The sequence below is a fragment of the Streptomyces sp. NPDC005141 genome, from assembly GCF_053599975.1.
Map to the genome: position 1 here is coordinate 22,830 of NZ_JBSFYW010000041.1, position 25,328 is coordinate 48,157.

Sequence of the window (25,328 nt, forward strand, 5' to 3'; positions counted from 1 at the left end):
CCGGCCACGGCAAGGGAGAGTACGCGCCACGCGGCGCTCTCTGCGGCGGCGCCGGGCAAATGGGATCAAACGATCTACTACCATACGCACCCGGCCCCCCTGAAGGCAAACCGAGCACCATACGAGCAGGTCACGGTGGTTTCCTCGCCACCTGCTCGCTTCTACAAAGCTACCTCGGCCCGGCCGACCGCGCTGTTGAACCGGCCACATCCAGCCCCCCGAAGCGCGTGAACCCCGCCACACTCACGACGACCGACGCCGACGGGCCGCGCCCTCCGCGCCGACCCGCGCCGGCGGCCCCGGCCCGTCCTTCGCGGCCGACACCGGCGAGCTCCCGGCCCATTCCCCACCGGCCCGGCTCCGACCCCGGCCCCTTGCGGCCGATCCCGGTCCGTGCGGCGGGCCCGCCACCGCCTCGACCCCCGCGCCCGCTACACCGGTGCGCCCGCCTCGGGTGCCGGCTCCCGCTGCACCAGCTGCGTCGCCTGCTGCTCGTGCGCCGACGACGACGGCTCCGCCGACCCGGGATCGGGCGCAGGCGGCGAGGGGACGGGCGGGGGTTCGGGCGTGGGCTCCGCCGTCGTGCGCGTGGGACTCGGTTCGCCGGGCGGCACCGAGTCCTTGGACGGCCCCCCGCCCTTCTCCGTCGCCTTCGCGGACGGCTTCGCGTCCTCGGACCCCGACGCCGACGGAGACGCGTCGCCGGACGCGGACTCCCCTGGCTTCGCCGACGACTTGCCGCGCTTGCCGCCCTTCGCGCCGTGCGACCCGACTCCACCGCCGCCGCCCACGGCGGGCCCGCCCCCGGGCGCCTCGCCGGCCCGCTGCCCTGCCGAGTGCGAGGGCCCGGGCCGTCCTCCGTCGTCGCCGACGCTCATGCAGCCGGCGGCAGCGGCTACGGCGACGACCGCGGCGGCCAGACGGACGGATACGTACAAGGCGCGCACGGGCGGCCACCTCCGAACGGGGCGTCCCCCGCTCGACAGGAGCCGAGAGCGTGGGGAGGAACGGGAGTTCTCCCGGTTAAACTCCCGCCGCCCGCCGGAGGACACGCGACCCCCGGGCCCAACCGGGCCCGGGGGTCTGCGGAGAGCGCGTCCTTCATGGATGACGGAGCGTCATGCGGGAGGTTCCCCGGGTCACTCGGCGGACAGCGGGGTCTCCGGGGCCAGCGCTGCCGCGATGCGCTTGGCGATCACTTCGGCCTGGTTGCCCTCGGGGCTGTCGGCGGTCTTGGTCGAGCTGACCGCGATGGCGAGCCGGTCGGACGGGAGATACGCCTGGATCGCCGCGTAGCCCGAGAACGACGGGTTCTGGACGACCCATCCGTTGACCACGATGACACCGAGCCCGAAGTGCTCCTTCTCGGTCTGCTTCACACACACCGTGGCGGGACAGGTGGCGGTCGCGCCGCCGAGACCGACCGTTCCCGGGTTGAGCAGGGTGCGGTAGGAGCGGTGCGAGAGGAGCTCGCCGCTGCCGATCGCCTGCGCCGAACGGGCCAGGTCACAGATGTGGGTGGTGATGACCGCGCCGGGCGCGGTGGTCCACGACGGGTTCCAGAAGGTGGACTCCTCGTACAGGCCGCGCTCGGACGTGAAGGCGTGCAGCACCGGACGCGGGATGTCGGGCGTGAAGTTGTTCCGGGTGTTGTCGAGACCCAGCGGGCCCGTGACCCGCTCCTTCAGGAGCTTGTCGATCCGCGTGCCGGTGATCTTCTCCAGCGCCTGGGTGAGCAGCACGTAGTTGGCGTGCGAGTAGCTCCAGTTGGTGCCCGGCTCGTACCAGAAGCTGTGGCTGTAGGGGTACGCAAGGAGCTGCTGCGGGGTCCAGTGGCGGAACGGGTGGGCTTCCAGCTCGGCCAGGAAGGCCGGGTCGGTGACGTAGTCGTGCAGGCCGGTGGTGTTGCTGGCCAGCATCCGCAGCGTGATCTTGTTCGCCTTGGGGAGACCGGGCAGCCAGCGCTCCACCGTGTCGTCGAGGCGGACCTTGCCCTCCTCGACGAGCTGGAGGAGCGCCGTGCCGATGTAGGAGAAGGCCACGGAACCCGCGCGGAAGTGCATGTCCGGCTGGGCCGGGACACCCGTCATGGATTCACCGAGCGCGTCGGTGAGGACCTCGCGTCCGTCCCGGGTGACCTTCAGCTCCACGGAGTTCAGATGGAACTCGGCCTTGGCCTCGCGGGTGATGTCCAGGACCTTGCGGGCCTGGCCGTCGAGCGGTCTCCCGGTCCTCACGCAGTCGCGTGCGTCGCGGCTTCCGGCGAACGCCGGTGCGGCGGCGGTGGTCTGGACCGTGACGGCGAGGAGGGCGGCGCAGAGGAGGGCCCTGCAGACGCCCGAACGCGTGCGGGAACGCGTCGGGGAAGCGGTGGGTGTCATGCCCGCACTATGTCCGGACGATTCATGCCCATTGGCAAGAACACTCCGAAAATGGTATGAGACACCCCATGTGGGGCAGGCGGCCGGTCACCCCCGGTCGTACCCGGGCCCGATCCGGCCCCCTGGGAGCCTCCGCGGGACTCCGCGGGAAGCGTGCCGTCCCTGACAATGGCCTTGTGCTGGAGATGACGCGCGAAAACTTCGAAGAGCTCGTGAGCCAGGCCCTCGACCAGATCCCGCCCGAGCTGACCCGGGTCATGGACAACGTCGCCGTGTTCGTCGAGGACGAGCCTCCAGCCGACGACCCCGAACTGCTGGGCCTCTACGAAGGCACCCCGCTCACCGACCGCGGCGAGTGGTACGCCGGAGTGCTCCCCGACCGCATCTCGATCTACATGGGCCCCACGCTGCGAATGTGCGAGACCCCGGACGACGTGGTCCACGAGGTCGCCGTGACCGTGATCCACGAGGTCGCCCACCACTTCGGCATCGACGACGAGCGGCTGCACGAGCTGGGCTGGGGCTGACCGGCCCACCCCTTCACGGCGGCGGGGCGCCCGCCCTTCATGACGGCGGGACGCCCGCATACCCGGCCCCACGCTTGGGCATACGGGACCAATGGTCCGCGTCCCCGTTGCCGCAACCGCCGCCGTCCGCCGCATGACCGACCGCGCCCGCCCGGCGCTGCACGCCCTCGCCCGCCGCCGCCATGGCCGGCGAGGGCGCCCGGTGCTCGAGCTCGCCGCCCGGCCGAACCCGTACGCCCGCGCCTTCGGGCTTCTGTGTGTGGTGCTGCTCGGCGCCTGGCTGGGACTGCTGGTCGTGGGCAACGTCCGCGTCCCGGTCGGCCCCATGAACACCACCATGACGCTGCGCCCCTCACTCACCGGCGGCACGAAGATCAACATCTCCCCGCTCGGCGCGCTCGAACTGCACAGCCACGAGGCCCCGCTGCGCCTCGACGTGGACGTGGACCAGCTCGACCCGGAACGCTCCCGGGCCCTCGTCGACCACCCGGAGCGCCTCTCCGGCCTCCAGGACGAGGTCACGCAGGACGTCGAGCACGGCACCCTCGACCTGGCCGTCCGCTCCTGCATAGCGGTGGTCGCCGGCGCCACCGCCCTCGGCCTCGCGGTCTACCGCCGCCCGCGCCGGGCCCTCACCGCCGGCGGCCTCGCCCTCGCCCTGCTGGCCGCCTCGGGAACGACCGCATTCGCCACCTGGAACCCCAAGTCGGTCCTGGAGCCGAAGTACTCCGGGCTGCTCTCCTCCGCGCCCTCCCTGGTCGGCGACGCCCGCAACATCGTCAGCGAATTCGACGTCTACCAGCAGGAGTTGGCGCGCCTGGTGCGGAACGTGACGAAGCTGTACGACGTCACGTCCACCCTCCCCGTCTACCAGCCCGACCCGACCACGATCCGGGTCCTGCACGTCTCCGACATCCATCTGAACCCGGCGAGCTGGAAGATCGTCGCCTCGCTCGTGCAGCAGTACGCCATCGATGTGATCGTCGACTCCGGCGACACCATGGACCACGGCTCGGAGGCCGAGAACGGCTTCCTGGACGCGATCCCGGACCTGGGCGCCCCGTACGTCTGGGTCCGCGGCAACCACGACTCGGACGAGACGCAGAAGTACCTGCGACGCATGAAGAACGTGCACGTCCTCGACGACGGCCGGGCGGTCACGGTCGCGGGCCTGCGCTTCGCCGGCATCGGCGACCCGCAGTTCACCCCGGACCGCTCGGTCACGCCGGGCGGCGGCGCGGCGGAGGAGCTCGCGGGCGCCCGTCTGGCCTCGGCCCTGCGCGACCAGCGGGCCGCGGGCACCCCGGTCGACATCGCCGTCGTCCACGAACCGTCGGCCGCCCGCGGGACGGACGGCGAGGTGCCCCTGGTGCTGTCCGGTCATCTGCACCACGAGGACATGGAGGTCATGAAGTACGGGACCCGGCTGCGCGTCGAGGGCTCGACGGGCGGCAGCGGGCTGCGCGCCGTCGAGGGCCAGTACCCGGACCCGATCGAGGCCTCGGTCCTCTACTTCGACCGGGACACCCGTCGTCTCCAGGCCTGGGACGAGATCAAGCTGGGGGGTCTCGGCCTCACGACGGCCGAGATCAGCCGCCATCTCCCCGAGGAGAACCGGCCCTGAGCCCCCCTCCCTATCTGGTTTGGTCCGCGTCCAGGCCACGTAGTACAGTCTGTTCGTGCCCAAGGGCACCGGTCAGGGCTTGACCGTCCTTCGCTTCTGTCGAAGCGAAGGAGAAGCGGAACCCCTCGGGGGAAAGCGGAGTCACATGCTTCTCACGTCCCTTCGGGAACGCGAAGACGAAGCAGAGTGGTACTGGCTCGCCCTCATCGTCTAGCGGCCTAGGACGCCGCCCTTTCAAGGCGGTAGCACGGGTTCGAATCCCGTTGGGGGTACGCAACACCGTGTGAGACACTGTTTACACGTCGCACGCAACAGCTTGGTCCTGTGGAGCAGCTTGGAGTGCTCGCCACCCTGTCAAGGTGGAGGCCGCGGGTTCAAATCCCGTCAGGACCGCTGAGGTTTCCCCGGAAATCTCGTGGCTGGGTAGCTCAGTTGGTACGAGCGATCGCCTGAAAAGCGATAGGTCGCCGGTTCGACCCCGGCCCCAGCCACAGCAAAGGCCTCGATCTTCGGATCGGGGCCTTTTTCGTATGCCCCCGGGCGTCCGGCCCGCCCTCGACTTGGCATGTTCCATGCACGGCGCTACGTTCTGGCCGGCGGACGCGGGTGTCTCTGGCGGGGGAACGAGTGGTGTTGAACGGTGACAGGTCGAAACCGATGCGCGAACTGGAGCTGGAGCGCTACCGCGCCCGCTACGGGCTGACGGCGGTCATCATGAGCAACCTCGCGATCGTCGGCGTCACGGTCTTCGGGGTCTGGCAGCTCCACGGCGACAAGGCGGTGACCGTCGGCGTACTGACCGCCGCCTTCACCGCGGTGAGCAGCACCACCACGGCCTACCTGGGCATCAAGGCGGTCTCGAACACGGCCAGGGCCATGGCGCACCGCGAATCCCCGCCCCGGGAGTAGTTCCCCGGGGAAGGGCTCCAGGGGCCGGCGGCGCTCCCGGGAACCCGGCCGCAGCCCGTCCTGCTCCGGGTCCGGAAAGCGGCACGGGCGGGGCCGGACGGCCGGGAGCGCGCAAAAGCGTTCGCCAGTCATTTCGCCGAGGTGAGATCCTGGACCGCGTATGTCTACGCACCCCGCCCCCGCCCTCGGCGATCTCGCCGCCCGCCTGACCGAGCTGTCCCTGCGCGACGCGCACCGGCTCGGGCGCAGGCTCGAAGGCGCGCGCAAGATCCGCAAGCCCGAGGCCCGCTCCGCCGTGTTCGCCGAGATCGAGGCGGAGGTCGCCAAGGGCGAGGTCCGCATGGCCGAACGCCGCGCCCGTGTACCCGCCATCACCTATCCCGAGCAGCTGCCGGTCAGCCAGAAGAAGGACGTGATCGCGGAGGCCATCCGTGATCACCAGGTCGTGATCGTCGCCGGTGAGACCGGGTCCGGCAAGACCACGCAGATCCCGAAGATCTGCATGGAGCTGGGCCGTGGCGTCCGCGGCATGATCGGGCACACACAGCCCCGTCGTATCGCCGCCCGTACGGTCGCCGAGCGGGTGGCCGACGAGCTGGACACGCCGCTCGGCGAAGCCGTCGGCTGGAAGGTCCGCTTCACCGACCAGGTGAATCCGGACGCCACCTTCGTCAAGCTCATGACGGACGGCATCCTGCTCGCGGAGGTCCAGACGGACCGCGAACTGCGCGCGTACGACACGATCATCATCGACGAGGCCCACGAGCGGTCCCTCAACATCGACTTCCTGCTCGGCTACCTCGCCCAGCTGCTGCCCAAGCGTCCCGATCTCAAGGTCGTGATCACCTCCGCGACCATCGACCCGGAGCGTTTCTCCCGGCACTTCGGCGACGCCCCGATCGTCGAGGTGAGCGGCCGGACGTATCCCGTGGAGGTGCGCTACCGACCGCTCCTGGAAGAGGACTCCGAGGACTCCGACCGCGACCAGATCACCGCGATCTGCGACGCCGTCGAGGAACTCCAGGGCGAGGGCAAGGGCGACGTCCTCGTCTTCCTCTCGGGCGAGCGCGAGATCCGCGACACGGCCGACGCGCTGGCGAAGAAGAACTACCGCTTCACGGAGGTCCTGCCCCTGTACGCCCGGCTCTCGCACGCCGAGCAGCACCGCGTCTTCCAGGCGCACACCGGGCGCAGGATCGTTCTGGCGACCAACGTCGCCGAGACCTCCCTGACCGTCCCGGGCATCAAGTACGTCATCGACCCCGGCACCGCGCGCATCTCCCGGTACAGCCATCGCACGAAGGTGCAGCGGCTGCCCATCGAGCCCGTCTCGCAGGCCAGCGCCAATCAGCGCAAGGGCCGCTGCGGCCGTACGTCCGACGGCATCTGCATCCGGCTGTACTCCGAGGACGACTTCCTCGCCCGGCCGGAGTTCACCGACGCCGAGATCCTCCGGACGAACCTCGCCTCCGTCATCCTCCAGATGACCGCGGCCGGCCTCGGCGACATCGAGAAGTTCCCGTTCATCGACCCGCCGGACCACCGCAACATCCGCGACGGCGTCCAGCTCCTCCAGGAACTGAACGCGCTGGACCCGACCGAGAAGGACGTCCGCAAGCGGCTCACGCCGACCGGCCGCAAGCTCGCCCAGCTGCCCGTCGACCCCCGTCTCGCCCGGATGGTCCTGGAGGCCGAGAAGAACGGCTGTGCGCGCGAGGTCATGGTGATCGCGGCCGCGCTCTCCATCCAGGACCCGCGCGAGCGGCCGTCCGAGAAGCAGGCGCAGGCCGACCAGCAGCACGCCCGCTTCAAGGACGAGTCGTCCGACTTCCTCGCCTTCCTCAACCTGTGGCGCTACGTCCGCGAGCAGCAGAAGGAGCGGGGCTCGTCCGCGTTCCGCCGGATGTGCAAGCAGGAGTACCTGAACTTCCTGCGTATCCGCGAGTGGCAGGACATCTACAGCCAGCTGCGGACCGTCGCCAAGCAGATGGGCATCCACCTGAACGAGGAGGACGCGCCCGAGCAGAGCGTCCATGTGTCGCTGCTCGCCGGTCTGCTCTCGCACGTCGGCATGAAGGACGTGAAGGAGACCGGCGGGGAGAGCGGCAGGAGCACGGGGAAGAACGAGTACCTGGGCGCGCGCAGCGCCAAGTTCGCGATCTTCCCGGGTTCGGCGCTCTTCAAGAAGCCTCCGCGTTTCGTGATGTCCGCCGAACTCGTCGAGACCTCGCGGCTCTGGGCGCGCGTCAACGCCAGGATCGAGCCGGAGTGGGTCGAACCGCTGGCCGGTCATCTCCTCAAGCGGACGTACAGCGAACCGCACTGGGAGAAGGACCAGGCCGCAGTGATGGCGTACGAGAAGGTCACGCTGTACGGCGTACCGATCGTCGCGCAGCGGAAGGTGAACTACGGGCGGATCGACCCGGAGGCCAGCCGCGAGCTGTTCATCCGCAACGCGCTCGTCGAGGGCGACTGGCGTACGCACCACAAGTTCTTCGCCGACAACCGCAAGCTCCTCACCGAGGTCGAGGAGCTGGAGCACCGTGCCCGCCGCCGGGACATCCTGGTCGACGACGAGACGCTGTACGACTTCTACGACCAGCGGGTGCCCGAGCACGTCGTGTCCGGGGCGCATTTCGACTCCTGGTGGAAGCACAAGCGCCATGAGGAGCCCGAACTCCTCGACTTCGAACGCTCGATGCTCATCAACGACCGGGCCGGGGCGGTCTCGAAGGACGACTACCCCGACTCCTGGCTCCAGGGACGGCTGAAGTTCCGGGTGACCTACCAGTTCGAGCCAGGTGCGGACGCGGACGGCGTGACCGTCCACATCCCGCTCCAGGTCCTCAACCAGGTCACGGACGAGGGTTTCGACTGGCAGATCCCGGGGCTGCGGGAGGAAGTGGTGACGGAGCTGATCCGTTCCCTCCCGAAGCCGATCCGGCGGAACTACGTTCCCGCCCCCAACTTCGCCCAGAAGTTCCTGGAGCGGGCCGTACCGCTCCAGGAGCCGCTGACGCTGACGATGGCGCGCGAGCTCAAGCGCATGGTCGGAGTGCCGCTGACGGCCGACGACTTCGACTGGTCACGCCTCCCCGACCATCTGAAGATCACTTTCCGGATCGTCGACGAGCGGCGCCGCAACCTCGCCGAGGACAAGGACCTGGAGGCCCTGCAGCTCCAGTTGAAGCCGAAGGCGCGCCAGGCGATCTCGCAGGCCGCCGCGGCGACGGCCGAGCGCGAGGGCGGCGAGTCCCTGGAACGCACGGGACTGACCGACTGGACGATCGGCTCGCTCAGCCGCCTCTTCGAGACGCGCCGGGCCGGCCAGCCCGTGAAGGCCTACCCGGCGCTGGTCGACGACGGCCCGGCGGCGAACACCGTCTCCGTGCGGCTCTTCGACACCGAGGCCGAGCAGGCCGAGGCCATGTGGAAGGGCACCCGCCGGCTGATCCTGCGGAACATCCCGGTGAACCCGGGCAAGTTCGCCTCGGACAAGCTCACCAACGCCCAGAAGCTCGCCCTGTCCGCGAACCCGCACGGTTCGGTCCAGGCCCTCTTCGACGACTGCGCGATGGCCGCCGCGGACAAGCTCATCGCGGACTTCGGCGGCCCGGCGTGGGACGAGGAGTCCTACCGGAAGCTGTACGACAAGGTGCGTGCCGAGATCGTCGACACGACCGTGCGCACGGTCGGGCAGGTGCAGCAGGTGCTCGCCGCCTGGCAGGCCTGTGAGCGCCGTCTGAAGGCGGTCAGGAGCCCGACCCTGCTCGCGAACCTCACGGACGTGCGGGGACAGCTGGACGCCCTGGTGAAGCCCGGCTTCGTCACGGCGACCGGACTGCGGCGCCTGCCGGATCTGATGCGCTATCTGGTCGCCGCGGACCGCCGCCTTCAGCAGATGCCGACCAGCGTCCAGCGGGACACCACGCGCATGGAGAAGGTCCACGAGATGCAGGACGAGTACGCCTGGCTCCTGGAGCAGCTGCCACAGGGCCGGCCGGTGCCCTCGTCGGTCCTGGACATCCGCTGGATGATCGAGGAGCTCCGGGTCAGCTATTTCGCCCACGCGCTGGGCACGGCGTACCCCGTCTCCGACAAGCGGATCGTGAAGGCGATCGACGCCGCTGCCCCGTAACGACGTCTGCACGGGTGGTGAGTTCGACCCCGGGCCCGCCCTCCTGTACAGTCTCTTTTCGCAGCACAGCGCAAGAAAAGTCGCTGCGAAACCTGGTCCTGTGGAGCAGTTTGGAGTGCTCGCCACCCTGTCAAGGTGGAGGCCGCGGGTTCAAATCCCGTCAGGACCGCATGAAGAAAGGCCCGGAGCTTCGGCTCCGGGCCTTTTCGCATGCCTGCTCCCGGACCGCCGCCCTCACGCCCTGTGCGCCTTCACCGCCGCGTACGTCCTCACCGCCGCGTGCGCCGTCCCGGCTTTCGGGTTCGCGCTCCCAGGCGCGCGGTGCGGTTCGCGGCCGTACGTCCGCGGCTTTCGAACCGTCAGCGACTCGGGCGCCGGGGCCCTTCGCTCGCGCGCACCGACCGCTGTACGGCCGTCGGGGCGTCCGGAGGCGCTCCCGCGGCACGTTCCCGTCCCTTGACGGCGTCACATTCCGCAGGTACCCCGGAATCCAGGGCTCTCGCCCTGCCGGCCCCCTGGAGGTGCGTATGGCGGTGTCCGCTCGGCACGAGACCCGGGCTCTGCTCCGAGCCCATCTGGCGGCCGCCTCCGGGTACCGCCACCTGACGCGGCACTGCCCGATCTGTCATCAGCTCCTGCGGCTGGCCATGGAACCCGCCCCGCACGACGAACAGGACCCCGAGAGCGCCCCGGAGGACGAGAGCCCGTCCACGGTGTGACCGAGAGCCGCGGGCGCGCACATCACCCGGTGCGCGTACCGCCGCGATCCGACGGCACGCAACGCCAACTCCTCTAGCGCAGACGGCTCGCGTGCGACAAGGACTGTGGCATGTGACGGGAGTCACCGCATATGTTTTCAGAAGTGCGGAACTTACCCCTCTCCTACAACCAGTCAATTTAATATGTGCAATTGCACTGCTCAACGAGGGCATCCACAGCTGATCCGACAGCCACCCCCAGACTCCGACAAGGCCGCTCACAGGCCGGTCGACGGGGCACGGAGACCGCACAAAAAAGATCGCGCTGGACCCGGCGGAGTCCAGCGCGATCTACGACGCACCCTGTACATGTGGCAAAAAAGCTTGGGCGTGAGCTCTGTTGGGGCAGAACCCGCGTCGCTTGGAGCTGTGGTGTGGACGCCTCGACGGGTTGGGGGACCCGTCAACTTGTCCGGTTATGCGATGGTTCAGGCTTCGCTGCGCTGCTGCGGGATACCCGCGAGCAGTGCGCGGACCTCAGCCTCGCGGTAACGGCGATGCCCGCCGAGCGTGCGGATGGACGTAAGCTTGCCGGCCTTCGCCCACCGCGTGACCGTCTTGGGGTCGACGCGGAACATCGTGGCGACCTCAGCCGGGGTCAGCAGCGGCTCGGCATCAGGGGTGCGAGCGGTCATGAGCGGCCTCCTCGGGAGAACCGAACCTTCTCGGTTCTTTCCTCTAAATTCTGCACCTTGACCCGCGTTGCCCGAAATGGCGGACGCGAGTCGAGTCGGTTATAGGACGAACGGCTTGTCCTCGGCACTACAACTACACCATCCGTCCAGCCGCGTCGGCCAAACCGATGGAATTGCCCTCCCAGGTGTTCATCAGCGACGGAAGCCGATGGACCATGCCATAGCGGACAGTCACGCCACTGTGACGATCAGTCACAGGGCGATCAGGAGCCACCAGACCCCTCAAAGCGTGCAATGCCGAGATTCCCCCCCAAACGTGGGCGGAGGGAGTCCTCCCCCGGACTCCTTGTCCTATTTTGGCACGAGGAGGGGCAAGCGATGCAAGAGCCAGGTAAGTGCCATCCATCACGCTTGCCACCCGTTGACGCATAAGCCCGGATCGGGACCTACGTCCTGGAGTGAGGGTTCTTCAGCGTGTGAGGACCATACGCGAGTTCGACCCGGAATCGGTGAGAAGCAGATCACACTGGACAACGGCCCCAGGGGCCACATCCGTCCCACGCGAACCAACGCGAAAGCGCCCGCCCCGGCCCGCTCGCCGGCGCCCCGCCTCAGTTCGACGAACGCCGGTCCCTGACCGACCGCCAGCGCTCCACCAGCCGCCCGTACGCCTCGCCCGCCGTCGCCCCGTCCCCGGTGCGCAGCGCCTCGATGCCCTCGGCGACATCCGCGGCGGAGTGATCGCCCTCCAGATGCCCCGCCGGCAGGACGTGCACGAGCCCGCCGTAGTCCAGCTCGACCAGCGAGCGCGGATGGAACTCCTCCAGCCAGCGCCCCACGTCGACCAGGCCCTCGATGAGCGGTCCCTCGTCCAGCGCGTCCCTGAGCGTCCTCAGCGCCCGCGCCGTGCGCCGGCGCGCCTGCACCATCGGTGTCCGGTAGCGCAGCAGCGGCGCCGCCCCACCCGGACCCGTCCCCTTCTCGTACTCCCGCTCCTCGTCCGTGACGAGCACGAACCAGTTCAGCGGCACCTGCCAGGTCGAGGTGCGGATCCACGGGCGGGCGTCCGGGTTGCGGGCCAGCCAGCGCTCGTAGTCCAGCGCGGCCTGACGGCGGACCAGCGGCGGCAGGACCGTGTCGAGGACGGACGCCGGAAGTTCCTCGCCCAGCTCGTCCAGGGCCTGCCAGCCGCGCAGCCGGGTGCGCCAGGGGCAGACGCACACCACCCCGTCGATCTCGGCCACGAACGCGTCGCCGCTCTCGTGCACCGGTACGGGGACCGGCGGGGTGGGCAGCAGGTCCGCCAGCGAGCGACGCAGTTCGTCCTGGTACGAGGGGCGCTCGGTGCGCCGGGCGTAGCGCGTCCAGTGGGCGCGCTCCGACTCCGGGAACGCGGCCAGTGGCTCGTACACCCGCAGATACGACGCGTACGGGACGATCACCGCGGACACCTTGGGCACGCCTGCTCCCTCCCCCGTCGACCACCGGGAAAACCAGCGAGAACCGCTCATAACCTGAAGAGAAATCTATGCAAATCGAACCATGGCTGTACCCCGCCCATGGGTGATCCTGAACACTGCGCCGAAGGCGGATCGGCGCAGGCTCTAGTCTCATTCCCACGGAGCCCGCCATCCGCACGGGCCCCGCACCCAACCGCCGTTTTTTACCTGGGAGTCACCACAGTGACCGACGTAACCGGCGCGCCTGCTGATGTACTGCACACCCTGTTCCGTTCGGACCAGGGGGGTCATGAGCAAGTCGTGCTCTGCCAGGACCGCGCCAGCGGCCTCAAGGCCGTCATCGCCATCCACTCCACCGCCCTGGGCCCCGCCCTCGGCGGCACGCGCTTCTATCCGTACGCGAGCGAGCAGGAGGCCGTCGCCGACGCCCTCAACCTCGCGCGCGGGATGTCGTACAAGAACGCCATGGCCGGACTCGACCACGGCGGCGGCAAGGCCGTCATCATCGGCGACCCCGAGCAGATCAAGACCGAGGAGCTGCTCCTCGCGTACGGCCGGTTCGTCGCCTCGCTCGGCGGCCTGTACGTCACCGCGTGCGACGTCGGCACGTACGTCGCCGACATGGACGTCGTGGCGCGCGAGTGCCGCTGGACGACCGGCCGCTCCCCGGAGAACGGCGGCGCGGGCGACTCGTCGGTCCTGACCGCGTTCGGTGTCTTCCAGGGCATGCGGGCCTCCGCCCAGCACCTGTGGGGCGACCCGACCCTGCGCGGCCGCAAGGTCGGCGTCGCCGGCGTCGGCAAGGTGGGCCACCACCTGGTCGATCACCTGCGCGCGGACGGCGCCGAGGTCGTGATCACGGACGTACGGGCCGACTCGGTGCAGCGGATTCTGGACCGGCACCCCTCCGGCGTGACCGCCGTCGCGGACACCGAGGCGCTCATCCGCACCGAGGGCCTCGACATCTACGCGCCGTGCGCGCTGGGCGGAGCGCTCAACGACGACTCCGTGCCGGTGCTCACCGCCAGGATCGTGTGCGGTGCCGCCAACAACCAGCTGGCGCACCCGGGCGTGGAGAAGGACCTCGCGGACCGCGGCATCCTGTACGCCCCCGACTACGTGGTGAACGCGGGCGGTGTCATCCAGGTCGCCGACGAGCTGCACGGCTTCGACTTCGACCGGTGCAAGGCCAAGGCGTCGAAGATCTTCGACACCACGCTGGCCATATTCGCACGTGCGAAGCAGGACGGGATTCCGCCGGCCGCGGCGGCCGACCGGATCGCCGAACAGCGGATGGCGGAGGCACGGCGTCACTGACGCCACTTCCGAGGCCATACCTGCTTGTCAGGGACCCGCCGACGGTCGGTTGGGAGAGAACTCTCACGTCTGTCGGCGGGTCGTACGCCAAGAAGAGGTTAAAATCGCGGTTGACCAGCGAGGACAGGGCACCTCGCGGGTTCTGGGTGAAGGCGCGTGCTGCGGGCGACGTACCGTATGGGCGCGGGCTCAGGTACCGTGGAAGCCCTACGGACCGGTCTCTCCACGGAGAGTCCGTTCCAGATCATGAACGCGTGTCAAGACTCTGGGGCCGTCGAGCCCCGTATCCGAGGGGGTCGAGCCATGGGGCGCGGCCGGGCAAAGGCCAAGCAGACGAAGGTCGCCCGCCAGCTGAAGTACAGCAGCGGCGGGACTGACCTCTCGCGTCTGGCCAATGAGCTGGGCGCTTCGACTTCGAGCCAGCCGCCGAATGGCGAGCCGTTCGAGGACGACGACGAGGAAGACGACCCGTACGCACAGTACGCGGATCTCTACAACGACGACGACGAGGATGAGGACGACCAGTCCGGTCCCCAGTCACAACGTCGCGGCGCTTGACGCAACAGCGTCCCTCGCAGTTTCCGCGACCTCTTCTTCGTGGCGGATCTCTTGGCGTGGGTTTCTGGTAGATCTCGCCTGGCGTATTTCTCGTAGCGACTGCACCTCACCCGGTCCGGGGTTTCACCACCGGACCGGGTTTCGTGCTGCCTCAGGGGCTTCAGCCCGCGTAGTCACCGATGAGCGCCGCGCCCGTGGCGTGGTCCCCGCGCTCGGTGATCTCACCGGCGATCCAGGCGTCCACTCCGCGGTCCGCGAGGGTGGCGAGGGCGACCTCGGCCGACTCCTCGGGCACGATCGCCATCATGCCGACGCCCATGTTAAGCGTCTTCTCCAGCTCCAGGCGCTCGACGCCGCCCGTCCTGCCGACCAGGTCGAACACCGGTGCCGGGGTCCAGGTCTCGCGGTCCACCACGGCGTGCAGACCGTCCGGGACGACACGGGCCAGGTTGGCCGCCAGACCGCCGCCTGTGATGTGGCTGAACGCGTGCACCGCGGTGGTCTTCGTCAGCGTCAGGCAGTCCAGCGAGTAGATCTTGGTCGGCTCCAGGAGCTCCTCGCCGAGCGTGCGGCCGAACTCCTCGATGTGCTGGTCCAGGCTCAGGTTCGCCCGGTCGAAGAGGACGTGCCGGACGAGCGAGTACCCGTTCGAGTGAAGACCGGAGGCCGCCATGGCGATCACCGCGTCACCCTTACGGATGCGATCCGGGCCGAGCAGCTCGTCGGCCTCGACCACGCCCGTACCGGCGCCGGCGACGTCGAAGTCGTCCGGGCCCAGCAGACCGGGGTGCTCGGCCGTCTCGCCGCCCACCAGGGCGCAGCCCGCGAGGACACAGCCCTCGGCGATGCCCTTCACGATGGCCGCCACACGCTCCGGGTGGACCTTGCCCACGCAGATGTAGTCGGTCATGAAGAGCGGCTCGGCGCCGCACACCACGATGTCGTCCATGACCATCGCGACGAGGTCGTGGCCGATGGTGTCGTACACGCCCAGCTGGCGGGCGATGTCCACCTTGGTGCCCACACCGTCCGTGGCGGAGGCGAGCAGCGGACGCTCGAAACGCTTGAGGGCGGAGGCGTCGAAGAGGCCGGCGAAACCGCCGAGGCCGCCGAGGACCTCGGGACGCTGCGTCTTCTTCACCCACTCCTTCATCAGCTCTACGGCGCGGTCGCCCGCCTCGATGTCGACTCCGGCAGCCGCGTAGGACGCACCGGAAGCACTGGTCTCAGACATTGCCTGGGATCTTTCGGGTTGGTGAAACGGGGCTCTGCGGCGCTACGGGCGACGGATGGCGTCAGCCGCGGCCGTGGCTGCGGGACCCGCGGCCAGCTCGGTCTCCAGGAGCTGCTTGCCGAGCAGTTCGGGGTCCGGAAGCTCCATCGGGTACTCGCCGTCGAAGCAGGCGCGGCACAGGTTCGGCTTGTCGATCGTGGTGGCCTCGATCATCCCGTCGATGGAGATGTACGAGAGGGAGTCGGCGCCGAGCGAGGTGCCGATCTCCTCGATGGTCATGCCGTTCGCGATCAGCTCGGCGCGGGTCGCGAAGTCGATGCCGAAGAAACAGGGCCACTTCACGGGCGGGGAGGAGATCCGGATGTGGATCTCCGCCGCACCCGCCTCGCGAAGCATCCGGACCAGGGCGCGCTGGGTGTTGCCGCGCACGATCGAGTCGTCGACGACGACCAGGCGCTTGCCCTTGATGACTTCCTTGAGCGGATTCAGCTTCAGACGGATGCCGAGCTGGCGGATCGTCTGCGAGGGCTGGATGAAGGTCCGGCCGACATACGCGTTCTTGACCAGGCCGGCACCGAACGGGATGCCGGAGGCTTCCGCGTAACCGATCGCGGCGGGCGTCCCGGACTCCGGGGTCGCTATCACCAGGTCGGCCTCCACAGGGGCTTCCTTGGCGAGTTTGCGACCCATCTCGACGCGCGAGAGGTACACGTTCCGACCGGCGATGTCCGTGTCGGGGCGGGCCAGATAGACGTACTCGAAGACACAGCCCTTGGGCTTCGCTTCCGCGAATCGCGAGGTCCGCAGACCGTTCTCGTCGATGGCGACGAACTCGCCCGGCTCGATCTCGCGCACATAGCTGGCGCCGCAGATGTCGAGGGCCGCGGACTCGGAGGCCACCACCCAGCCACGCTCCAGACGGCCGAGGACCAGCGGGCGGATGCCCTGCGGGTCGCGGGCCGCGTAGAGGGTGTGCTCATCCATGAAGACGAGCGAGAAGGCGCCTCTGACCTGCGGGAGGATCTTGGCGGAAGCCTCTTCCACGGTCAGCGGCTTGCCGTCGTCGTCGACCTGGGCCGCGAGGAGCGCGGTGAGCAGGTCGGTGTCGTTGGTGGCCGCCACACGAGTGGTGCGGCCTTCCTGCTTGGGCAGCTCGGCGACCATCTCGGCGAGCTGCGCCGTGTTGACGAGGTTGCCGTTGTGACCGAGCGCGATCGAGCCGTGCGCGGTGGCACGGAACGTCGGCTGGGCGTTCTCCCACACGGAGGCACCGGTGGTCGAGTAGCGGGCGTGACCGACCGCGATATGACCCTGGAGCGAACCGAGCGAGGTTTCGTCGAAGACCTGGGACACGAGGCCCATGTCCTTGAAGACGAGGATCTGGGAGCCGTTGCTGACCGCGATTCCCGCGGATTCCTGACCCCGATGCTGGAGGGCGTAGAGCCCGAAGTAAGTGAGCTTGGCGACCTCTTCGCCCGGAGCCCAGACACCGAAGACGCCACAAGCGTCCTGGGGGCCTTTCTCACCGGGAAGCAGATCATGATTGAGTCGACCGTCACCACGTGGCACGGCACCGAGTGTAGGCGAGATCGACCACTGGTCCGAATTGGGGATTCGGCGCCTTAATGGATCACTCGTCGGCCACCGCACTGACGAAAGCGCCGTTTTCGCTGGTCAGCGTGATGCCACGATGATCCAAGTCGTAGGCGACCCTGCCGTCGAAGAGCTTCAGCAGCGACTTCTCGGTCCTCATGAGTGAGCCTTGGCACATCATGCGGGTGGTCCTGACCGGGCCGAGGGTGATATGTCCGTCGCTCACGGTGGCCTGGGCGGACGCGTGGTTGCAGCCGAGGCGTCCGTCGAAGGTCCCGTTCTCGCCGAGGACGAAGTACACCTCGGCGCCCTTCGGGAGCGACTGGGCCACGTTCGTGTCACCGAGTGCCGTGACCGTCCACTTCGTCCCGCGCAGGGGCGCGTCCCGCTCCTTGGTGAGGCTGACCCTGTCGCCGCTGTCCGCGGTGAGCGTCAGCCGGTCGCCGTCGGTCTTCGTCGTGAACGCGCTCTCGTCCGCGAACGTGCGGCTCAGGCTCCGCTCGAAGCTCATCGGGCCCTTCTCACAGCCCATGTCGGTCGTCTGGATCTCGCCGAACTCGACACGGTCGCCCTTGACGGTGGCCTTCGAGCCGAATCCGTTGCAGCCGAGGTTGCCGCTGACGCGACCGTCCTCGTCGATCTTCAGATACGCGCCGGACGGGGCCCGCGCGGTCTTTCCGTCCACGGTGAGGCTGTCGACCGTCCAGTGGACGCCGGTCACCGGTGCCGCGTCCGTCCGGGCGGAGCCGCTCCCCGTCGTCTGACTGCCGCACGCCACGGCAAGGGGAAGCAGGGTCAGGACACTGAGGGTCGTTCGCTGCTTGTCCATGCCGATGTGACGGGACGGGTGGGGGTGTTGGTTCCCGTCGGGGCCGGAGTCTCCGACGGGCCCGCCCACGGGTGCCTGGGTCGACACGGGTGCCTGTACGGGAGGGTCAGCCCATCAGGGGGAGCAGTCCGCCCAGGTCGGCGCGCTCGCCGCCGGCACTGACCTTCGCGTCGTCCAGCGCCGCCTTCCACTCCGTACGTCCCGTCGCGAGCCGGATCCAGGTCAGCGGGTCCGTCTCGACGACGTTCGGCGGGGTGCCACGAGTGTGCCGGGGCCCTTCCACGCACTGCACGACGGCGTACGGCGGGATCCTGACCTCCGTCGACGCGCCGGGCGCCTTCACGGCGATCGCGTCGGCGAGCAGGCGGGTGCAGGCGGCGAGGGCCTGGCGGTCGTACGGGATGTCGAGGCCCGGCACCGCGCGGTTCAGGTCGTCGGTGTGGACGACGAGTTCGACGGTCCGGGTGACCAGGTAGTCGGCGAGGGTCATGGCGCCGGTGCGCGTGGCGAGGAGCCGGCCGTCCGGAGCGGTGGCCAGACGCTCGGTGATCCGCCGCTCGGTACGGGCGTACAGCGCGTCGAGGTCCGGATTCCGCTCCGCGAGGTCGCGGCTGTCGTCGGCGATGTCCCCGGCCCGCGCGGCGGTGGCGAACGGCCAGTCGAGCAGCGCGAGTTCCCTGGTGGCGGGCTCCGGCCGGTCGAGGTTCCGGCTCACGGTCTCGACGGCCATGGTGACGTGTGCGGCCAGCTCCCGCACGGTCCACGCGCCGAGGTGCGTGGGGAGCGCCAACTGCTCCTCGCTCAGGGCGCGGACGCCTTCTCGTACGTTCCCGAACTGCGCGAGGACCGCGGTGCGGATCTTGGCGGAGTCGTACGTGCGGGCGCGCTTCTTGACCGGGGGCATGATCCTCACCCTAGAACCGGGGGACGGGCGGTCGTCGGCATTTTCGTCTCCGGGTCTCGGGGTCTCCTGTCCGGGGGCCGGGTTCGGACGACCCGGGACAGGCGAAGGCCCCGCCCGGAAACCCGGACGGGGCCTTCGTACGCACAACCGGGTTACGCCAGCAGCGCCGGGATCGTCCCCTCGTGGGCCGTCCGCAGCTCGGCCAGGGAGAGCGCGAACTCGCCCTGGACGTCGATCACCGCCGCGTCGGACTCGATGCCGTCGACCACCCCGATGCGGGTGACGGGCAGGCCCCGGGCACCGCACATGTCGTTGAAGCGGAGCTCCTCCGAACGCGGGACGGCGACGACCGCGCGGCCCGCCGACTCCGAGAAGAGGAAGGTGAACGCGTCGAGACCGTCGGGCACGATCAGCCGCGCGCCCTTGCGGCCGTGCAGCGCCGACTCGACCACGGCCTGGACCAGACCGCCGTCGGACAGGTCGTGCGCGGAGTCGATCATGCCGTCGCGGGAGGCCGAGATGAGGATCTCGGCGAGCAGCCGCTCGCGCTCCAGGTCGACCTTCGGCGGCAGACCGCCGAGGTGGTCGTGCACGACCTGCGACCAGGCCGAACCGCCGAACTCCTCGCGGGTGTCACCGAGCAGGTAGAGGAGCTGGCCCTCTTCCTGGAAGGCGACCGGGGTGCGGCGGGCGACGTCGTCGATGACGCCCAGCACGGCCACGACCGGAGTCGGGTGGATGGCGACCTCGCCGGTCTGGTTGTACAGCGAGACGTTGCCGCCGGTCACCGGGGTGCCCAGCTGCTGGCAGGCGTCGGCCAGACCGCGGATCGCCTCGGCGAACTGCCACATGACGGCCGGGTCCTCGGGCGAGCCGAAGTTCAGACAGTCGGAGACGGCGAGCGGCTTGGCACCGGTGGTGGCGACGTTCCGGTACGCCTCGGCGAGGGCCAGCTGCGCGCCCGCGTACGGGTCGAGCTTGGCGTAGCGGCCGTTGCCGTCGGTCGCGATGGCGACGCCGAGCCCGGTCTCCTCGTCGATGCGGATCATGCCCGAGTCCTCGGGCTGCGCCAGCACCGTGTTGCCCTGCACGAAGTGGTCGTACTGGGAGGTGATCCAGGACTTGGAGGCCTGGTTCGGGGAGGAGACCAGCCGGAGGACCTGGTCCTTCAGCTCCTCGCCCGTCGTCGGGCGGGGCAGCTTGCCCGCGTCGTCGGCCTGGAGGGCGTCCTGCCAGGACGGACGGGCGTAGGGGCGCTCGTAGACCGGGCCGTCGTGCGCGACCGTGCGCGGGTCGACGTCGACGATCTTGCCGCCGTGCCAGAAGATCTCCAGGCGGTCGCCGTCGGTGACCTCACCGATGACGGTGGCGATGACGTCCCACTTGTCGCAGATCTCCAGGAAGCGGTCGACCTTCGCCGGCTCGACGACCGCGCACATGCGTTCCTGCGACTCGCTCATGAGGATCTCCTCGGGCGAGAGCGTGGAGTCGCGCAGCGGTACGTCGTCCAGGGTGACGCGCATGCCGCCGGAGCCGTTGGACGCCAACTCGCTGGTGGCGCAGGACAGACCGGCCGCGCCGAGGTCCTGGATGCCGACGACCAGCTTCTCGGCGAAGGCCTCCAGGGTGCACTCGATGAGGAGCTTCTCCTGGAAGGGGTCACCGACCTGGACGGCGGGACGCTTCGACGGCTTGGCGTCGTCGAAGGTCTCCGAGGCGAGGATCGACGCGCCGCCGATGCCGTCGCCGCCCGTGCGGGCCCCGTACAGGATGACCTTGTTGCCCGTGCCCGACGCCTTCGCGAGGTGGATGTCCTCGTGCCGCATGACGCCGATGGCACCGGCGTTGACCAGCGGGTTGCCCTGGTAGCAGGCGTCGAAGACGACCTCGCCGCCGATGTTGGGCAGGCCCAGACAGTTGCCGTAGCCGCCGATGCCCGCGACGACGCCCGGGAGGACGCGCTTGGTGTCGGGGTGGTCGGCCGCGCCGAAGCGCAGCGGGTCGACGACCGCGACCGGCCGGGCGCCCATGGCGATGATGTCGCGCACGATGCCGCCGACGCCGGTGGCCGCGCCCTGGTAGGGCTCGACGTACGACGGGTGGTTGTGCGACTCGACCTTGAAGGTGACCGCGTAGCCCTGGCCGACGTCGACGACACCGGCGTTCTCGCCGATGCCGACGAGCAGCGCGTCGGACTGCGGGGCCTTCTCGCCGAACTGGCGCAGGTGGACCTTCGAGGACTTGTAGGAGCAGTGCTCGGACCACATGACGGAGTACATGGCGAGCTCGGCGCCGGTGGGCCGGCGGCCGAGGATCTCGACGACGCGCTCGTACTCGTCCTTCTTCAGGCCCAGTTCGGCCCAGGGCAGCTCGACATCGGGGGTCGCGGCCGCGTTCTCGACCGTGTCCAGAGGCGTGCGGCTCATGCGTTGACCAGCTTCTTGAGGATCGAGGTGAAGAAGGGGAGGCCGTCGGTGCGGCCGGAGCCGACGAGGGGCTCGACGGCGTGCTCCGGGTGCGGCATCAGACCGACGACATTGCCCGCCTCGTTCGTGATGCCGGCGATGTCACGCAGCGAGCCGTTCGGGTTGACGTCCACGTAACGGAACGCGACCCGGCCTTCCGCCTCCAGCATGTCGAGCGTGTGCTCGTCAGCGACGTACCGCCCGTCCATGTTCTTCAGCGGGATGTGGATCTCCTGGCCGGACGCGTAGTCGGCGGTCCAGGCGGTCTCCGCGTTCTCCACCCGCAGCTTCTGGTCGCGGCAGATGAAGTGGAGGTGGTTGTTGCCGAGCATCGCGCCCGGGAGAAGGTGCGCCTCGGTGAGGACCTGGAAGCCGTTGCAGATGCCGAGAACCGGCATTCCGGACTTCGCCTGCTCGATGACGGTCTCCATCACCGGCGAGAAGCGCGAGATGGCGCCCGCCCGCAGATAGTCGCCGTACGAGAAACCGCCGGGCAGCACCACGGCGTCGACCTGCTTGAGGTCCTTGTCCTTGTGCCAGAGAGCGACGGGTTCGGCACCGGCCAGCTTGATCGCGCGCTGCGTGTCGCGGTCGTCGAGGCTGCCCGGAAAGGTGACGACTCCAATACGAGCGGTCACTTTCCGGCCTCCGCGACTTCCTCGACCTTGACGGTGAAGTCCTCGATCACGGTGTTGGCGAGGAAGGATTCCGCCAGTTCATGGATGCGGGCGAGCGCGGCGTCGTCCACCGGTCCGTCCACTTCCAGTTCGAATCGCTTTCCCTGACGGACGTCGGAGACACCTTCGAAACCGAGGCGCGGCAGTGCACGCTGCACCGCCTGGCCCTGGGGGTCGAGGATCTCCGGCTTGAGCATGACGTCGACTACGACGCGTGCCACTGGCACTCCCGGTGTGTGGTGCTGAGCAGGTCCCTTCAGACTACCCGTACAAAATTTCTACTCGCGTAGATTCGTAGAATCCTACGTGACCCCGATCACGATCCCGCATCGGCGCGGGGGCATGCACGGAAAATCCTGGGAAAAACCGCAGAAGAGCGGCAGGACCCCATTGCCTGCGGACACGCGGAAGGATTTAGTCGGGCTTCACAATGCAATGCCGGGCACTGTACAAAGGAATTGGCAATAGCCGATACTTTGCTCGATAACAGCCGGACAGCCGACATCTCCCCGACAACTCCGTGACGTCCACGCACGTCATGACCGTTGATCGCAGAGGTGTCGCACGAAGGGACCGATATTCGTGGCGCAGCGTGTCGTGGTCACTCTCTTTGACGACATCGACGGCTCGGAAGCGGCGGAGACGATCGCCTTCGGACTCGACGGCAAGTCGTACGAGATCGACCTCAATCCAGCCAATGCCAAGAAACTGCGTAAGGTGCTCGCGCCCTACCTCGAGGCCGGCCGCAAGCAGTCGAAGTCCGGGAAGGCGTACACGCACACCGCGCTGACGCCAGACCCGGCCGCGGTCCGCGCCTGGGCCCGCTCCAACAAGATGGACGTGCCGCCGCGCGGCCGGATCCCCAAGAAGGTCTACGAGGCGTTCGCCGAGGCGCACTGAGCCGGCGCCCCCGCGCGGGGTGCCCGCAGACCCCTCCACCGGACCCCCGGAACAACCGACTTGCGCTGACCCCCCGCAGATCAGCTAGAGTCTGGAACACGCCGAGGGACACGGTCGAAAGACCGGAACCGAGGAGTCTTGCGGGTGTAGTTCAGTAGCAGAACATCCCCCTTCCAGGGGGAAGGCGCAGTGTGCAATTCCTGTCACCCGCTCTGCATCTCTTACCGACCACAGTTGTGGATCAGGTAGGGTGGTGCTCGCACCGATCGGTGAAAGCCGGTCGGAGGCAATGCGGACGTAGCTCAGTTGGTAGAGCGCAACCTTGCCAAGGTTGAGGTCGCGAGTTCGAGCCTCGTCGTCCGCTCCAGCAGGCAAAGGCCCCGGTCAGTCGACCGGGGTCTTTCTCGTGTTCGCGTAGGCCGGATCTTCGTCCGGGGCGCGGATGTCCGCACGCGTATCGGTGTCCTCCCACGTATCGCCGCCCCCTCGCGCAGGGTGCCGTCTGACATTTGTCATGCGGAGTGATGACACCGCGCACTGCTGCCGGAACCCGTCCGCCGGGACGCTGATTTCATGAACACGAACGAGCACGATGACGTGATCGAGGTCACTGATCTGCGGCGCGTGTACGGGGGCGACGGAAGAGATTTCGAGGCGGTGCGCGGAGTCACCTTCTCCGTGGGCCGCGGTGAGCTCTTCGCTCTCCTCGGTACCAACGGCGCGGGAAAGACATCCACCGTCGAGCTGATCGAGGGTCTCGCTCCCCCGGCCGGCGGACGCGTACGGGTCCTCGGGCACGATCCCTACACGGACCGGGCGGCCGTACGGCCCCGCATCGGCATGATGCTGCAGGAAGGCGGCTTCCCGTCCGAGCTGACAGCCGCGGAGACGATCCGCATGTGGGCGGCGTGCACCAGCGGAGCCCGGCCCGCCGAACAGGCACTGGAGCTGGTCGGCCTCGCGCACCGGTCCGACGTGCGCGTGAAGCAGTTGTCCGGGGGTGAGAAGCGCCGCCTGGACCTGGCGCTCGCGCTGCTCGGCCGCCCCGAGGTCCTCTTCCTCGACGAGCCGACGACCGGCCTCGACGTGGAAGGCCGCCGGAGCACCTGGGAGTTGGTGCGCGAGCTGCGCGACGGCGGGACCACGGTCCTGCTGACCACCCACTACCTGGAAGAGGCGGCGGAACTCGCCGACCGGCTGGCGATACTCCACGAAGGACACATCGCGGCCATCGGCACCCCGGCCGAGGTCACCGCCTCCCAGCCCTCGCGCATCTCCTTCGAACTGCCCGACGGCTACTTCCCCGGCGACCTGCCCCCGCTGGCCGAACTCGGTGTGAGCGGTCATGAGACGGCGGGCCGTGTGATCAAGCTGCGCACCAACGAGCTGCAACGGACGGCGACCGCCCTGCTGGTGTGGGCCGAGCGGGCGCGGGTCGAGCTGCGGGGGCTCGATGTGCGCCCGGCCTCCCTGGAGGAGGCGTTCCTGCGGATCGCGCGCGAGGCGGGAACGCGGGACGCGGAGCGCACAACGGCGGCGGGACCACCCGGCGCGAGGACGGCGGGGCCGATCGCGGACACGCGGAACAGGGGGACAGCGGCATGACCGGAACTGCAGTCACGACCGGTACCGGCACGGCCGGGACCACCACCGCGGGACGGACGATCGCGCTGGCCCGCGCCGAGCTGACACTGCTCGGCCGCACCAAGGCGACGCTGGCCGCGGCGCTGTTCGTACCGCTGACGTTGCCGTTCACGCTCCGCTCGACCGTCGACCAGATGAACCTGAAGGGCACCGGACTCACCGTCGGCGCGATCCTGCTCCCCTCCGCCATCGGCTTCTCGCTCCTCTTCGCCGTCTACGGCTCCCTGGTGACCGTGTACGCGGCCCGCCGAGAAGAACTCGTCCTCAAGCGGCTGCGTACCGGTGAACTGCGGGACACGGAGATCCTCGCGGGCGCCGCGCTGCCCTCGGTGGCGATCGGCCTCGCCCAGTGCATGATCCTGACCGTCGCCTGTCAGGTGACGCTCGGTGTCGGAGCACCCAGGTCACCCCATCTCGTCCTGCTGGGGCTGCTGTTGGCGCTCGTCACCTGGCCCGCCCTCGCGGCCGTCACCGCCGGCTTCAGCCGGAGCATCGAGGGCGCCCAGGTCGCGGCCACGCCCCTTACCCTGGTGTCGCTGGCCGGCTCCGGGACCTTCGTCCCCCTGGACATGCTGCCCGACGGCATGGCCTCCTTCTGCGAACTGCTGCCCCTCACCCCGGTGATCACCCTGATCCGCGGCGGCTGGGCCGGGCACCTCTCCGCCCACGACACCGCGGGCGCCGTCGTCATCGCGGTGGCCTGGACCGTGATCGCGGTGTTTGCTGTACGACGGTGGTTCCGCTGGGAACCTCGGCGGTGACCACGGACGCGGGG

General features: G+C 69.1%; 21 protein-coding genes and 6 tRNA genes. 16 read left to right on the forward strand and 11 right to left on the reverse strand.

Annotated features, from left to right (window positions below; translation table 11 throughout):
• Window positions 1-431 precede the first annotated feature (431 nt).
• Window positions 432-947 carry a hypothetical protein gene (locus tag ACWD68_RS27685; protein ID WP_451809181.1) on the reverse strand — a complete coding sequence of 172 codons (516 nt, stop codon included), beginning with the start codon at window positions 945-947 and terminating at the stop codon, window positions 432-434.
• Between the two features lie 192 nt (window positions 948-1,139).
• Window positions 1,140-2,381 (reverse strand): serine hydrolase domain-containing protein, encoded by a 1,242-nt coding sequence (locus tag ACWD68_RS27690; RefSeq protein WP_451809182.1) that lies wholly within the window; start codon window positions 2,379-2,381, stop codon window positions 1,140-1,142.
• Between the two features lie 176 nt (window positions 2,382-2,557).
• On the opposite strand from ACWD68_RS27690, the gene ACWD68_RS27695 reads away from it, so the two are divergent.
• The 9 genes from ACWD68_RS27695 to ACWD68_RS27735 all read left to right on the forward strand — a co-directional run bounded on the left by ACWD68_RS27695 (window position 2,558) and on the right by ACWD68_RS27735 (window position 10,298).
• Window positions 2,558-2,908, forward strand: a complete 351-nt coding sequence (locus tag ACWD68_RS27695; protein ID WP_451809183.1) for a metallopeptidase family protein — start codon at window positions 2,558-2,560, stop codon at window positions 2,906-2,908.
• Between the two features lie 91 nt (window positions 2,909-2,999).
• Window positions 3,000-4,532 carry a metallophosphoesterase family protein gene (locus ACWD68_RS27700; protein ID WP_451809184.1) on the forward strand — a complete coding sequence of 511 codons (1,533 nt, stop codon included), beginning with the start codon at window positions 3,000-3,002 and terminating at the stop codon, window positions 4,530-4,532.
• Window positions 4,533-4,731: 199 nt separating this feature from the next.
• A tRNA-Glu gene (locus ACWD68_RS27705) sits at window positions 4,732-4,804 on the forward strand.
• 46 nt (window positions 4,805-4,850) lie between these two features.
• A tRNA-Asp gene (locus ACWD68_RS27710) sits at window positions 4,851-4,925 on the forward strand.
• A 24-nt stretch (window positions 4,926-4,949) separates the two neighbouring features.
• Window positions 4,950-5,023, forward strand: a tRNA-Phe gene (locus ACWD68_RS27715).
• Between the two features lie 166 nt (window positions 5,024-5,189).
• Window positions 5,190-5,441: a hypothetical protein gene (locus ACWD68_RS27720; protein WP_451809185.1), complete on the forward strand. Its 252-nt coding sequence runs from the start codon at window positions 5,190-5,192 to the stop codon at window positions 5,439-5,441.
• Window positions 5,442-5,601: 160 nt separating this feature from the next.
• Entirely contained in the window at window positions 5,602-9,579 is a 3,978-nt protein-coding gene (gene hrpA, locus ACWD68_RS27725) for an ATP-dependent RNA helicase HrpA (RefSeq protein WP_451809186.1), read from the forward strand.
• Window positions 9,580-9,673: 94 nt separating this feature from the next.
• A tRNA-Asp gene (locus ACWD68_RS27730) sits at window positions 9,674-9,748 on the forward strand.
• Between the two features lie 358 nt (window positions 9,749-10,106).
• Complete coding sequence (locus tag ACWD68_RS27735; RefSeq protein ID WP_451809187.1) at window positions 10,107-10,298, forward strand: DUF6274 family protein; 192 nt, start codon at window positions 10,107-10,109, stop codon at window positions 10,296-10,298.
• A 467-nt stretch (window positions 10,299-10,765) separates the two neighbouring features.
• Here ACWD68_RS27735 and bldC read toward each other — a convergent pair whose 3' ends face one another.
• Entirely contained in the window at window positions 10,766-10,972 is a 207-nt protein-coding gene (gene bldC / locus ACWD68_RS27740; RefSeq protein WP_003949541.1) for a developmental transcriptional regulator BldC, read from the reverse strand.
• 611 nt (window positions 10,973-11,583) lie between these two features.
• Window positions 11,584-12,432, reverse strand: coding sequence for a hypothetical protein (locus tag ACWD68_RS27745; protein ID WP_451809188.1), 849 nt, complete (start codon window positions 12,430-12,432; stop codon window positions 11,584-11,586).
• Window positions 12,433-12,654: 222 nt separating this feature from the next.
• Between ACWD68_RS27745 and ACWD68_RS27750 the strand changes: the two genes are divergently transcribed.
• Both ACWD68_RS27750 and ACWD68_RS27755 read left to right on the forward strand, forming a co-directional pair.
• Window positions 12,655-13,749, forward strand: a complete 1,095-nt coding sequence (locus ACWD68_RS27750) for a Leu/Phe/Val dehydrogenase (RefSeq protein WP_451809189.1) — start codon at window positions 12,655-12,657, stop codon at window positions 13,747-13,749.
• A gap of 303 nt (window positions 13,750-14,052) precedes the next feature.
• Entirely contained in the window at window positions 14,053-14,307 is a 255-nt protein-coding gene (locus ACWD68_RS27755; protein ID WP_037615441.1) for a DUF3073 domain-containing protein, read from the forward strand.
• A 160-nt stretch (window positions 14,308-14,467) separates the two neighbouring features.
• Here ACWD68_RS27755 and purM read toward each other — a convergent pair whose 3' ends face one another.
• From purM to purS, 7 genes are all read right to left on the reverse strand, one after another.
• The gene (gene purM / locus ACWD68_RS27760) at window positions 14,468-15,541 is read right to left on the reverse strand and encodes a phosphoribosylformylglycinamidine cyclo-ligase (RefSeq protein WP_451809190.1); all 1,074 of its coding nucleotides are present in this window, start codon (window positions 15,539-15,541) and stop codon (window positions 14,468-14,470) included.
• Between the two features lie 42 nt (window positions 15,542-15,583).
• Window positions 15,584-17,110, reverse strand: a complete 1,527-nt coding sequence (purF, locus tag ACWD68_RS27765; protein WP_451809191.1) for an amidophosphoribosyltransferase — start codon at window positions 17,108-17,110, stop codon at window positions 15,584-15,586.
• A gap of 61 nt (window positions 17,111-17,171) precedes the next feature.
• On the reverse strand, window positions 17,172-17,963 hold the full coding sequence (locus tag ACWD68_RS27770) for an META domain-containing protein (protein WP_451809192.1): 792 nt from the start codon (window positions 17,961-17,963) through the stop codon (window positions 17,172-17,174).
• Window positions 17,964-18,069: 106 nt separating this feature from the next.
• Window positions 18,070-18,867, reverse strand: a complete 798-nt coding sequence (locus tag ACWD68_RS27775; RefSeq protein ID WP_451809193.1) for a sterol carrier family protein — start codon at window positions 18,865-18,867, stop codon at window positions 18,070-18,072.
• A gap of 152 nt (window positions 18,868-19,019) precedes the next feature.
• On the reverse strand, window positions 19,020-21,293 hold the full coding sequence (gene purL / locus ACWD68_RS27780; protein WP_451809194.1) for a phosphoribosylformylglycinamidine synthase subunit PurL: 2,274 nt from the start codon (window positions 21,291-21,293) through the stop codon (window positions 19,020-19,022).
• Window positions 21,290-21,970 (reverse strand): phosphoribosylformylglycinamidine synthase subunit PurQ, encoded by a 681-nt coding sequence (gene purQ, locus ACWD68_RS27785; RefSeq protein ID WP_451809195.1) that lies wholly within the window; start codon window positions 21,968-21,970, stop codon window positions 21,290-21,292. Before purQ ends, purL begins: the two co-directional genes overlap by 4 nt.
• A complete protein-coding gene (gene purS / locus ACWD68_RS27790; RefSeq protein WP_005482678.1) occupies window positions 21,967-22,230 on the reverse strand; it encodes a phosphoribosylformylglycinamidine synthase subunit PurS in 264 nt (87 codons plus the stop codon). Before purS ends, purQ begins: the two co-directional genes overlap by 4 nt.
• Window positions 22,231-22,591: 361 nt before the next feature.
• Between purS and ACWD68_RS27795 the strand changes: the two genes are divergently transcribed.
• The 5 genes from ACWD68_RS27795 to ACWD68_RS27815 all read left to right on the forward strand — a co-directional run bounded on the left by ACWD68_RS27795 (window position 22,592) and on the right by ACWD68_RS27815 (window position 25,314).
• Complete coding sequence (locus tag ACWD68_RS27795; RefSeq protein ID WP_385183000.1) at window positions 22,592-22,909, forward strand: histone-like nucleoid-structuring protein Lsr2; 318 nt, start codon at window positions 22,592-22,594, stop codon at window positions 22,907-22,909.
• A 140-nt stretch (window positions 22,910-23,049) separates the two neighbouring features.
• Window positions 23,050-23,121: transfer RNA gene (locus tag ACWD68_RS27800), tRNA-Gly, on the forward strand.
• A gap of 79 nt (window positions 23,122-23,200) precedes the next feature.
• Window positions 23,201-23,276, forward strand: a tRNA-Gly gene (locus ACWD68_RS27805).
• A gap of 206 nt (window positions 23,277-23,482) precedes the next feature.
• Window positions 23,483-24,514 (forward strand): ABC transporter ATP-binding protein, encoded by a 1,032-nt coding sequence (locus ACWD68_RS27810; RefSeq protein ID WP_451809196.1) that lies wholly within the window; start codon window positions 23,483-23,485, stop codon window positions 24,512-24,514.
• Window positions 24,511-25,314 carry an ABC transporter permease gene (locus ACWD68_RS27815; RefSeq protein ID WP_451809197.1) on the forward strand — a complete coding sequence of 268 codons (804 nt, stop codon included), beginning with the start codon at window positions 24,511-24,513 and terminating at the stop codon, window positions 25,312-25,314. The genes ACWD68_RS27810 and ACWD68_RS27815 overlap by 4 nt, the downstream gene beginning before the upstream one ends.
• Window positions 25,315-25,328 lie beyond the last annotated feature (14 nt).

What these genes read in the sequence shown, in the direction of transcription:
- ACWD68_RS27690 (WP_451809182.1), bottom strand. Translation starts at nt 2,381, where the DNA reads ATGACACCCACCGCTTCCCCGACGCGTTCCCGCACGCGTTCGGGCGTC.
- ACWD68_RS27700 (WP_451809184.1), top strand. Translation starts at nt 3,000, where the DNA reads ATGGTCCGCGTCCCCGTTGCCGCAACCGCCGCCGTCCGCCGCATGACC.
- ACWD68_RS27720 (WP_451809185.1), top strand. Translation starts at nt 5,190, where the DNA reads ATGCGCGAACTGGAGCTGGAGCGCTACCGCGCCCGCTACGGGCTGACG.
- hrpA (WP_451809186.1), top strand. Translation starts at nt 5,602, where the DNA reads ATGTCTACGCACCCCGCCCCCGCCCTCGGCGATCTCGCCGCCCGCCTG.
- ACWD68_RS27735 (WP_451809187.1), top strand. Translation starts at nt 10,107, where the DNA reads ATGGCGGTGTCCGCTCGGCACGAGACCCGGGCTCTGCTCCGAGCCCAT.
- bldC (WP_003949541.1), bottom strand. Translation starts at nt 10,972, where the DNA reads ATGACCGCTCGCACCCCTGATGCCGAGCCGCTGCTGACCCCGGCTGAG.
- ACWD68_RS27755 (WP_037615441.1), top strand. Translation starts at nt 14,053, where the DNA reads ATGGGGCGCGGCCGGGCAAAGGCCAAGCAGACGAAGGTCGCCCGCCAG.
- purM (WP_451809190.1), bottom strand. Translation starts at nt 15,541, where the DNA reads ATGTCTGAGACCAGTGCTTCCGGTGCGTCCTACGCGGCTGCCGGAGTC.
- ACWD68_RS27770 (WP_451809192.1), bottom strand. Translation starts at nt 17,963, where the DNA reads ATGGACAAGCAGCGAACGACCCTCAGTGTCCTGACCCTGCTTCCCCTT.
- ACWD68_RS27775 (WP_451809193.1), bottom strand. Translation starts at nt 18,867, where the DNA reads ATGCCCCCGGTCAAGAAGCGCGCCCGCACGTACGACTCCGCCAAGATC.
- purL (WP_451809194.1), bottom strand. Translation starts at nt 21,293, where the DNA reads ATGAGCCGCACGCCTCTGGACACGGTCGAGAACGCGGCCGCGACCCCC.
- ACWD68_RS27810 (WP_451809196.1), top strand. Translation starts at nt 23,483, where the DNA reads ATGAACACGAACGAGCACGATGACGTGATCGAGGTCACTGATCTGCGG.
- ACWD68_RS27815 (WP_451809197.1), top strand. Translation starts at nt 24,511, where the DNA reads ATGACCGGAACTGCAGTCACGACCGGTACCGGCACGGCCGGGACCACC.